This is a genomic window from Bacillus cereus group sp. BfR-BA-01309 (assembly GCF_022664315.1).
Classification (GTDB): Bacteria; Bacillota; Bacilli; order Bacillales; family Bacillaceae_G; genus Bacillus_A; species Bacillus_A mobilis.
In genome coordinates this window covers 407,157-418,634 of sequence record NZ_JAKUHE010000001.1, presented here as the reverse complement: position 1 = coordinate 418,634, position 11,478 = coordinate 407,157, and the positions used below count along the sequence as shown (strand labels likewise).

Here is an 11,478-nt window from a genome sequence, read left to right as displayed (position 1 = left end):
TTAATTAAAGCGAAAAATATAGAGAGAATCAACTACAATTTTAGGCAACTGTTATATACATAGTTACACTGTTATACACTATACCTTCTATACTCATGGTAAGAGTAAAAAGGAGGAAGAAAAATGGTCATTTTCAATTATATTTTAGTATGTATTATTTTCGGAACAACATTTTTAACGATAAAAATCGGAATTGAAGCAGGAGCACCGCCATTATTTTCAGCAGGTATTCGTTTCTTTTTAGCAGGAGTAATTCTGATGATTATATTTAAGTTAAAAAGGAAAGAAATTATGCCACATGTATTTTCGAAACGTATTATGTATGCTGGTTTTTGTTTAACATTTATGACATTCGCATCACTGTACTGGGCAGAACAATTTATTTCTTCGGGATTAGCTGCTGTGCTTTCTGCAACGGGACCGATGATGATTTTGTTATTACAGGCAAGGAGAAATAAGACAAAATTACAAAAGGAGCAATTTTTCGCATTAATTATAGCACTAATAGGCGTTGTTTTTGTTTCTTTACCAGGCATGCACCAAGAAGTAAGTTTCATATGGAGTATTGCTTGTGTTGTTTTAATAATAGGAGAGTTATTTTACGGAATAGGCTCTATTCGATCAAAAGAAATACTTTCGGATTTACAAAGTGTATCACCATTTCTCATTAATGGTATTCAAATGTTTTATGGAGGAGTTTTACTATTAATCGTGTCTGCCGTAGTAGAACAACCGAATGTATCTGTATTAGCCTCTTGGAGTGTACAATGGCCTATTTTATATCTAATCTTTATCGGATCAATTGGTGGGCACGGATTATATTATTGGCTCTTATCAAAAACAAATCCTGTATTCCCGTCAACGTGGTTATATGTCTCACCGTTAATTGCTATTATAGTAGGCTATATCATATTAGGAGAACCTTTAAACCCAACAATGGGAATAGGTGCATGTTTCATTTTGGTTGGTGTATTTTTAGCTAATCGATCCACACTCCGTACTTATTTCAAACAAGGGAGATTATTTGAGAAGGAAATGTAGTAGAATCAAAAACACAGTTGGAAAAATAACCAACTGTGTTTTTTTGCTTAATTTATTTTTTTTATAAATCCTTTATAATGACGTTTCACAAGCTGACTTTCTAACGTCTTCATTGTTTCAAGTGCTACACCTACGATGATAAGTAAGCTTGTACCACCAATTTGTGCAGAAGGTGGTAACGTAGCAATTTTCGTGAATACGAGCGGTAAGATTGAAATTGCACCTAAGAAAATTGCGCCGATAAATGTTAAACGATATAAAATTTTCGTTACATATTGTTCTGTGGATTTACCAGGGCGAATACCAGGTACATATCCATTTTGCTTTTTCAAATTCTCAGCCATTTGTTCAGGATTTACTTGAATAAATGCGTAGAAGTATGTGAAAGCAACGATAAGACCGACATAAAGTGTCATTCCAAATGGATGTGCAAAATCAAGATTTGCAACGATCCATTTTGAGACGCTTGAATCAGGGAAGAGCTGCGCAATTGTACGCGGCGTCATTAAAAATGCGGAAGCAAAGATTACTGGAATTACACCAGCACTATTTACTTTAAGAGGTAAATGAGTGTTTTTTGCTCCTTGATATTGATTGTTTCCTGAAACAGCTTTTGCATATTGAATTGGTATTTTACGCACGGCTTGTTGTATGTAAATTACACCAACAACTATCGCTAAAATTACGAGACCAATTAATACCATCTTTATGATATGCATGAATAATTGATCGCCTGCATTTTGAAATTGTTGCAAATAAATTTGGTTCGCAACATTTGGAATCGCTGCTACAAGTCCTGCAAAGATAATCATCGAAATACCATTACCTACTCCATTAGCGGTAATTTGTTCACCTAACCAAAGTAAAAATGCAGTACCTGCAGTTAAAACTGTCGCAATAAATAAGTATGTAGTCCAGCTTTGATCTGTTATTAATTGTCCACCTGCTATATTATTAAAACCATAAGACATCCCAATGGCTTGTATGAATGCGAGAATGATTGTAAAGTATCGAGTGAATTGAGCTGATTTCTTACGGCCCATCTCTCCTTGCTTTGCCCATTCCGAAAATTTAGGTATAACGTCCATTTGTAGTAATTGTACTATGATGGAAGCTGTTATATAAGGTGTAATACCTACAGCAAAGATTGAGAAGTGTTGCAGTGCTCCTCCACCAAATACGTTTAGCATACCTAAAACGTTAGCTTGATCTTGTACTTTTAATACCTCTGCGTTAGTATGAGGAACTGGAATAAACGTGCCAATTCGAAAAACGATTAACATCGCTAATGTAAAAAGAATTTTATTTCTTATCTCAGCTACTCTCATGAAATTTGAAATCGTACGAAACATTTTGTCGCCTCCTATATTTTTATCAGTTTAAAACTGATTATTATATCCCGATGAAGTAACCACAAACCTCCTTCCGCATTAAATTCATTTGACAAATGGATTTACATACATTTTGTAGTTTTCTCGGATATAAAAATATAAGGTTTTTTAGCGACCTATAAACTTTTCATAATCATTCAATACACATAATATATCGAATAAATTAACAAATGTACATACATACGCATGAAAAATGAATGAATAGGGGCATTTTTTACATTTATTTAATGATGAATTGAAAGAGAAATGTTTTTAATTAATGTATTGCTAGTAATTTGCTAGGACAATAAAAGGGGTTCTATTATGTTATTTAGTATAAAAATGGCAGGAATTCTTTATTTAAAGTTAACATGAATTTTAGCATACCTATAACTTCTACAAATGTAGTGATGTAATATCAATTCTAAAACATCGATCTATGTTTTAAAGTTTTTGCCATTTTAGAAGTTGATTTATTTTAGTATAAAACCCACTCTTAAAAATAGTGAAGAGTGGGTTTTATGTTGTTATTAAGAAAAAATTCACTTTAATTAATATGAATATTTGTTTAGAAGATGAATGGACGCAGTAGTACATAATAAAAAATATACTTTTTTGTCACAAAAATGAGCATTCTGGTTTCTCTATAATGCAGGCATCAAATGAGAGAGAGGTTTTACTTACATGCAAATAATAAAAAGTGAAGAGAGGAATGTTTCAAATATAACATTTGAAGAGTTGTTTAAACAAAACTATACGTATGTTGTTAAACAAATCATATGGATCATAAAAGAACAGACAATTGCAGAGGAATTAGCGCAAGAGGTGTTTTTACAACTATATCATTCAGATTGGAAAGCAATAGAAAATTTACGTGCTTGGCTTATAAAGTCTTCTACGTATGTCGCCTATAACTACATTCGCTCTGAAAAGAGACATCAGGCAAGAATCGATAAAGAAGCCCAATACCAAGAAGTACAAATTGAATCGTCACTAGATGATGAATGGATTAGAAAAGAAGAAATTACAAAAGTACAAATAGTATTACGGCAAATGAAAGAACAAGAACGAACGATATTATTAATGAAATTTTCAGGGTTTCGATATAAAGAAATCGCGCAAGTACTTCAGATTGACGATTCTTCTATTGGAACATTGTTGGCACGAGCTAAACTAAAGTTCCAGAAAATTTTTGAACAAATGGAGGGGAAATAAATGACTTGTTATGAAATGGGAACCATTCAATCATATATTGATGGCGAGCTTTCTCGTGAGGAAAGAAAACAATTTATAAAGCATTTAGACAAATGTACGGAGTGTCAAAATTTATTAATTGAGCTAACGGAATTAAATCAGTGGGAAAATTCAACACTTGCCGAGGAGAAGCTTCATGAGACTCCAGAAATAAATATTGATGTCGAAAAAGCATGGCAAACATTTAATAGTCATAACCAGTCTAATAATGTACTTAGTACAAATCAAATGATAGAAAAAAAGCAGGGAGTATTTTCAAATATGAATAAAAAATCAAAACGTTTCATGTATACGGCGGTTGCTGCGGTAGGTATTTTTACTACAGCTATGATTCCGCAAGTTCAAGTTGCAGCAACTAATATTGCTTCTTATTTTGTTAATGAGGTTTTAAATGATGCGGTTGTGAATGAAGGAAGTAAAGATGAAAACGGTGTACAGCAAGAAGGTATGTTGAAAGGGCAGTTTATACCTATCGATGAAAAGATAACGGATCAAGGAATAACGGTACATTTTAAAGAATTATATGTGGCAGATGCGCGTATATCTGTTCATTATAGAGTTGAAAAAGCCGATGGAACTCTAATGCCATTTGAATTTGATATAAATGGATTAGATATAAAAAGCGATGGAAAAGTAAACGGACAACAAGAAAAAAATCCTGAATATAACATTGGAAATGGTATGTTTTCACAATTATCATTTATTCAAAGTGAAGACAATTTACCATTCGAATTAATGTCCGAAGGAAAAAAGTTAGAGCATATAGGCATTCGTGATAAAGACAGACCAGAAGGTGTCATTACATTTGTTGAAGGTCCTGAAGGAAAAGGTTCCTTTAAACAGCCTTTAACATTAGATGTAAACATAAATAAAATAGGAAAAATAGCTGGATCTTGGAAAGGGCAACTTCAAATTAATCCTGAAAAAGTTAATAAGTAAAACAAATTATTATGAAAAAAAGATTAAAACAATACCTGTCGAGTGCTATCTTTATCTATTGGTTTGCTTTTATGATGTTTGTTTCTTACATTATCTTAACTATTTCTTTGCTTTACTAATTAAATAGTAACGAAGAATTTCAATGTATTAGATAACGGATTTTTAAAGGATATTGTGCAGAGAAATCACCAAATAAACAAGACGAGCATATACTAATAAATAACACAATGCATTTATGATTTATAATCGTATGTAAAGAGCGCCTTAGGGAGCTCTTTTTTTATTGAAAATAATGCACTTATATGAGTTGTTCTTTATTTATATCATCGTCCTTACAGTATGTAATTCTGCATAATATTACATAAATTGTGTATTTTCCCTTTTTTTCGACAGAAACAGCAAGTATACTTTGTACAAGCTTTCTATTTCAAAAATTATACGAGGTGAAAAAATGAAAAACAAAAAGACATTAACTAAGGTAGCTTTAACAACAGGCTTAGCTTTAACAGCTGTAGCACCATACGGAGTAGGTCATGCAGAGGAAACAGATCAACTACAAGTTCAAATTCAAGAAGAATCGTTCCGTTCAGGTGAACTTACACAACCGTCACAAAAGGCACCAGAGAATGTAGTACAAGATGCTCTGAAGGAGAAAACAGAACAAGCTCTTTCTCCAAAGCAAGTCAATGGGGAAACAGGAGTAGATTATAAAGTGCTTCAAAAACGTGGTTCATATGATGGGACTACACTTGTACGTATACAGCAAACATACGAAGGAAAAGAAGTATATGGTCATCAATTAACTGCACACGTAGATAATAAGGGCGTTATTAAAAGTGTTTCAGGCGATAGCGCGCAAAATTTAAAACAAGAAGAATTGAAAAAACCTATCAATCTATCAAAAGATGAAGCAACACAATATATTTATACGAAGTACGGGAATGATATCAATTTTATTACTGAGCCAGAAATTAAAGAAGTTATTTTTGTTGATGAAAAGAATGGACAAGCTAGCAATGCATATCAGGTTACATTTGAAGCTGCAACACCAAACTATGTTTCCGGAACTTATTTAGTAAATGCACAAAATGGTGATATGTTAAAAAATATGGTACAAGAATCTAACTTAAAAGCAAGTGAAAAACTAGTTGGCGCATTAAAGAAAAGTAAAAAAAGCAATCTTACATCATTAACTGGAACAGGAAAAGATGATTTAGGTATATCACGTACATTTGGTATCTCTAAACAAAGTAATGGCAAATACGCTCTTGCTGATTATACAAGAGGCCAAGGAATTGAAACATATGATGTAAATTATAGAGACATTACTAAAGAAGAAAGCTATTATCCTGGTACATTAGCAACTAGTACTTCGACAACATTTAGCGATCCAAAAGCAGTAAGTGCTCATTACTTAGCAACAAAAGTATTTGATTTTTATAAAGATAAATATAAGCGTAATAGCTTTGATAATAAGGGACAAAAGGTAGTTTCAGTTGTACATGCTTGGGATTCTGGAGATACGAATGATCCGAAAAATTGGCAGAATGCTTTAAGTGCGAATAATGGAAGTATGCTTGTATATGGAGATCCTATCGTCAAAGCATATGACGTAGCTGGCCATGAATTTACACATGCTGTTACTTCTAGCGAATCTAATCTTGAATACTACGGTGAATCTGGTGCGATTAATGAGGCGCTATCTGATATTATGGGAACATCTATTGAGAAATACGTAAATAATGGAAGCTTTAACTGGACGATGGGAGAACAAACTGGATCTATTTTCCGTGATATGGAAAACCCGGCTTCTGTTCCATCTTCACTTGGTGTACCTTATCCAGATGATTATAGTGAATTTAATGATTTTAATGGATGGGATCAAGGTGGCGTTCATTTTAATTCAAGTATTATTAATAAAGTTGCGTATCTCATTGCAAAAGGTGGAACTCATAACGGTGTAACTGTTAAAGGGATTGGTGAAGATAAAATGTTTGATATCTTCTATTATGCAAATACAGATGAGTTAAATATGACTTCTAATTTCAAGGAATTGAGATCAGCATGTATTCGAGTGGCAACGAATAAATATGGAGCGAATACAGCTGAAGTTCAAGCAGTTCAAAAGGCATTTGATGCAGCAAAAATTAAGTAAGTTAGAAATATAGTTTTCATTCATATATTATTACATTATGAAAAATAGCTACTGTCATTTTAAAGATAGTAGCTGTTTTTTTATGCAGCAATGTATGAGTGAAAATAAACTTACTAAGCGATAATGAGGCTGTCTATCTTCAATAAGTTGTGACAAATATATAAGGATTAAAAATAAAAAACTGAAAATTAATAATATATTGACCTATTGATAGGAAGTACTATAGAATGAAAGCGATAACAAACGATTGCTTTAAAATAATTTCCCTGATCTTTTAGTAATTACAAATATATGTAAACGGAATCAAATCTATTTTTTTAACAATTAATGCAAACGTTTTCATAATAAAAAAGATCATTGAAATACAGATGTGAAAATAGCCAATATGGGGGTGAAGTAAAAGAGATTTCTAGATTAATTTAAATAGTGTAATTTAGTACGAGCATAATAAATTGTGCCTACTATTTAAAGAAAGGGTGTATGTGGTGCAAATGATAAAAAGATTAGTTAACAAATCAGTTTTATTACTTACTATAATCGTTATGTTATCATCTGTTTTCTCTTTTCAAAGTGTAAAGGCAGTTTCAAATTCGAAAACAACTGAAGTTATCATTCATTACAAAGAGCAATCTGGAAATACAAAGAACTGGAACCTTTGGACATGGGGAGAAAACGCAAATGGTAAATCATATGAATTTACTGGTGAAGATGAATTTGGAAAGTACGCTAAGATTAATATAGATGGTGAATATAATCGTGTAGGATTTATCATTCGTACAAATGAATGGGAAAAAGATGGTGGCGATCGTTGGATTGAAAATATAAAGGACGGTCGCGCTGAAGTGTGGATTCTTTCTGGTGATGATAAAGTATATAACTCTAAGCCTTCTTCGGATCTATCAATTCAAAAAGCAACTATTGATAGTTTCAATGAGATTACTGTAACGACTAATGTCCCGTTTCATATTAAGGAACTGAAAATTGAAATTGAAGGCATTAAAATAAAGAATATTAGTCCTTATGATTCAAGCAGTGGAAATATTACTAATAAGGTGAAAATAATTACGGAACAGAAAATTGATTTAAAACAGACATACAAAGTTAAAATAGAAAACTTAGCTGATACGAACACTGAAATCGGTAAAGTCATTCGTAGTGAGGAATTTGATCATTCATTTTATTATGGCGGTAACGATTTAGGGAATATATATACGCCACAATTTACTAAGTTCCGTGTATGGGCTCCTACTGCGAGTGAAGCGAAGTTAGTTACATATGAAAAATGGAACGATAAAATAGGTACTGAAATAAACATGAAGCAAGCTGAAAAAGGGACCTGGAAAGCAGAACTTAAAGGGAACCGAAAAGGGCTCTATTATACGTATAAAGTGAAAATTGGTGATAAGTGGACTGAAGCAGTTGATCCGTATGCACGCGCTGCTTCTGTAAATGGAGATAAAGGGGCAGTTGTTGATTTAAAAGAAACAAATCCCCAAAAATGGAAAGTGGACAAAAAGCCAAAATTTAAAAATCCGGAAGATGCTATTATTTATGAATTGCATGTACGTGATCTTTCAATTCAGCCCGAAAGTGGCATTAAGCAGAAAGGGAAATATTTAGGCGTAACAGAAAAAGGAACAAAAGGGCCTGAAGGTGTGAAAACAGGACTTGATCATATAAAGGATCTTGGTGTTACGCACGTTCAGCTTTTACCGATATTTGATTATGCATCAGTAAATGAAGAGAATTTAAACGAACCACAATATAACTGGGGATATGACCCGAAAAACTTCAACGTTCCAGAGGGATCCTATTCTACAAATCCATATGAGCCTACTGTTCGAATAACTGAATTAAAGCAAATGATTCAAACACTGCATGATAATAATCTTCGTGTTGTAATGGATGTAGTATATAACCATATGTATAATGCTGCTGAATCTAATTTTCATAAGTTAGTTCCAGGTTATTATTATCGTTACAATGAAGACGGAACATTCGCAAATGGAACCGGAGTAGGAAATGATACAGCTTCAGAACGAAAAATGATGAGGAAATTTATGGTTGATTCCGTAACATACTGGGCAAAAGAATATAACTTAGACGGATTCCGTTTTGATTTAATGGGTATTCATGATTTTGAAACGATGAATGCAATACGTAAAGCTGTTAATCAAATTGACCCTTCTATTATATTGCATGGAGAAGGGTGGGATTTAAATACACCTCTTGCAGCTGAGTTAAAAGCAAATCAAAAAAATGCGGAGAAAATGAAAGGGATTGCTCATTTTAACGATAATATACGAGATGGATTGAAAGGTAGTGTATTTGAGGAGAAAGAAAATGGCTTTGTAAATGGGAAGGAAAACATGGAAGACCGTATTAAAAAAGGGATTACAGCAGGCATTGACTACGATATAAACTCGTCTACTTATCAAGATCCGGAGCAGGTACTAACTTATGTGGAAGCACATGATAATCATACATTATGGGACAAACTTGAGTTGACGAATCCAGGTGACAGTGAAGAAGTGCGAAAACAAATGCACAAATTATCTTCTTCGATTTTATTAACATCACAAGGTATTCCATTCTTACATGCAGGACAAGAGTTTATGCGCACGAAATATGGTGATCATAACAGTTACAAATCCCCTGATTCAATTAACCAAATGGACTGGTTACGCCGTGCAGCATTTAATAATGAAGTAGATTATATGAAGGGCTTAATAGAATTACGCAAAAAGTATCCAGCATTTCGAATGACATCTGCAGAACAGATTAAAAAGCATATAACTTTTATCGATGTTCCAAAAAATGTTGTCGCTTATACAATAGATGAAAAGGTAAGTGGGAATAAAAGCGAATACTTTATGGTGGCTCACAATGCAAATAGGGAAGACATTGACATAACGCTTCCATCAAAAGGTCCTTGGAAAGTACTAGTGGACGGTAAACTAGCAGGTAGTAAAACACTTTATGTTGTCCATGATAATAAAATTAAAGTTCCTGCGTTAAGTTCATTAGTTTTAAAAATAGAGAAACCAATTAAATAAATTCAAAAAGCGAAGTGAATGTTGTTTTCACTTCGCTTTTAAAGTTTAAGTAATATAATTTCACGTACTGTAATTTTATTACAATTTAATAAATGAAATAAACAAAAGGAGGAGAACTCACCAAGGTTCTCCTCCTTTTTATGTGTAATTAGGATTTCCATAATTGTAGTTACAAGAATTTTTGAAAATAGCAAAAGGCAAGGCGATGAACAGATTTACAAAGTGACGAGAAAATGACAAAACTGTAAGAATGCACGAACGTTTGTAAGAAAGTTCGATGTTTTCCTTTTTCTTTTTTTATTAAAGTGAAAAAGAAGAAAGCGATGTCATATGAGGTTGATATTTAGATGAGTAAAATAACCAAAACTATTCATGTAATGAAGGTATATGGCAATTGGTAAAACACCTTACAAAAAAGGAGGTATTTGAATATGTCTTTTTCTCAATTCAATATTGATATTTTTCGAGCAATTAATGATTTAGGTAAACAATATTCATCCTTAAACTCAACCATGGTATTTTTGGCAGAATATATGGTATATATTTTAGCTTTAATTATTTTAGCTTATTGGTTTACTGGGTCCAGAAAAAGTAGGATGATGGTTATTCAAGCGATGGTTGCTTTTGTAATTGCTGAGGTGATTGGAAAAATAGCAGGGGAATTTCATCTGAATTATCAACCATTTGCAGTATTGCCTAATGTTAATAAACTTGTCGACCATACTGTAGATAATTCATTTCCTAGTGACCATACGATTCTCTTTTTTTCGATTTGTTTTTCGTTTTGGCTTGTTCGTAAAAAAACTGGATGGTTATGGCTTATACTTGCATTTAGTGTAGCGATTTCTCGTATTTGGGTAGGGGTCCATTATCCATTTGATGTTGCAATAGGGGCTTTAATAGGATGTGTTGCAGCGTTATTTTCGTATTGGTTAGTACCGGAATTTGCTTTTATCCAGCAATTACTTACTCTATATGAAAGAGTAGAGAAACATGTTTTACCATCCAAAAACAAATCAAAGGGATTTTGAGTATAGCCCTTTCTCATCCTCATTATTATTCTACACAAGTTGAATGGGTCGATACATTCAATGCACCTATTTACATCCACGAAAACGAAAAAGAATGGGTAGTACGTCCAAGTAACAAAAAAATTTTTGTTCGGGCGAGTCTTTTGAATTAACAAATGGCATTACTTTAAATCGTATTGAAGGTCATTTTAAAGGGGGAACTGTTTTACACTGGAAAGGTGGCAATCATAATAAAGGTATTTTGCTAACAGGTGATATCATTCAAGTGATTGCCGACTGTCAGTGGGTTAGTTTCATGTACAGTTATCCAAATCTGATGCTACTTCCTGCTAGTAAAGTAAGAGAGATGACGGATAAAGTAAAAGGGATACCATTCAACCGTATTTATAATGCTTTTCATCGAGTCGTGTCAAAGCATGCGGACCTTGCTGTTCAGAAGTCAGCAGATCGATACATAAAAGCACTGCAGGTAACACTTTTTAATACATGAGATGTTTCAATATTACCTGTAGATATCTTTAAGAAATTAAAATAAATAGATAAGTTTAGAGCAAGTTATTATCATTTTTTAAAACATGCTCTTTGTATTTAAAGTAACACCAGTATTACTAACACATACAAGTTTTCAACAA

General features: G+C 32.9%; 7 protein-coding genes and 1 pseudogene. 7 read left to right on the top strand and 1 reads right to left on the bottom strand.

Translation table 11 applies throughout. From position 1 onward, the window contains the following. Nucleotides 1-123: 123 nt before the first annotated feature. Nucleotides 124-1,041, top strand: coding sequence for a DMT family transporter (locus MR115_RS02085; RefSeq protein WP_242239582.1), 918 nt, complete (start codon nucleotides 124-126; stop codon nucleotides 1,039-1,041). A 47-nt stretch (nucleotides 1,042-1,088) separates the two neighbouring features. On the opposite strand, the gene secY is transcribed toward MR115_RS02085, so the two are convergent. Further along, complete coding sequence (gene secY, locus MR115_RS02080; RefSeq protein ID WP_242239580.1) at nucleotides 1,089-2,393, bottom strand: preprotein translocase subunit SecY; 1,305 nt, start codon at nucleotides 2,391-2,393, stop codon at nucleotides 1,089-1,091. Nucleotides 2,394-3,095: 702 nt separating this feature from the next. On the opposite strand from secY, the gene MR115_RS02075 reads away from it, so the two are divergent. From MR115_RS02075 to MR115_RS02050, 6 genes and pseudogenes are all read left to right on the top strand, one after another. After that, nucleotides 3,096-3,626, top strand: a complete 531-nt coding sequence (locus MR115_RS02075; protein WP_242239578.1) for an RNA polymerase sigma factor SigX — start codon at nucleotides 3,096-3,098, stop codon at nucleotides 3,624-3,626. Next, the gene (locus MR115_RS02070; protein ID WP_242239576.1) at nucleotides 3,627-4,604 is read left to right on the top strand and encodes a DUF4179 domain-containing protein; all 978 of its coding nucleotides are present in this window, start codon (nucleotides 3,627-3,629) and stop codon (nucleotides 4,602-4,604) included. 451 nt (nucleotides 4,605-5,055) lie between these two features. Beyond that, entirely contained in the window at nucleotides 5,056-6,759 is a 1,704-nt protein-coding gene (locus MR115_RS02065) for a M4 family metallopeptidase (RefSeq protein WP_073515247.1), read from the top strand. Nucleotides 6,760-7,244: 485 nt separating this feature from the next. Next, a complete protein-coding gene (pulA, locus tag MR115_RS02060; protein WP_242239574.1) occupies nucleotides 7,245-9,815 on the top strand; it encodes a type I pullulanase in 2,571 nt (856 codons plus the stop codon). A gap of 431 nt (nucleotides 9,816-10,246) precedes the next feature. Beyond that, a complete protein-coding gene (locus MR115_RS02055; protein WP_242239572.1) occupies nucleotides 10,247-10,846 on the top strand; it encodes an undecaprenyl-diphosphatase in 600 nt (199 codons plus the stop codon). Then, nucleotides 10,825-11,336, top strand: a pseudogene (locus MR115_RS02050) (MBL fold metallo-hydrolase); the annotation flags it as partial. The gene MR115_RS02055 and the pseudogene MR115_RS02050, both read left to right, overlap by 22 nt. Nucleotides 11,337-11,478: the final 142 nt, after the last annotated feature.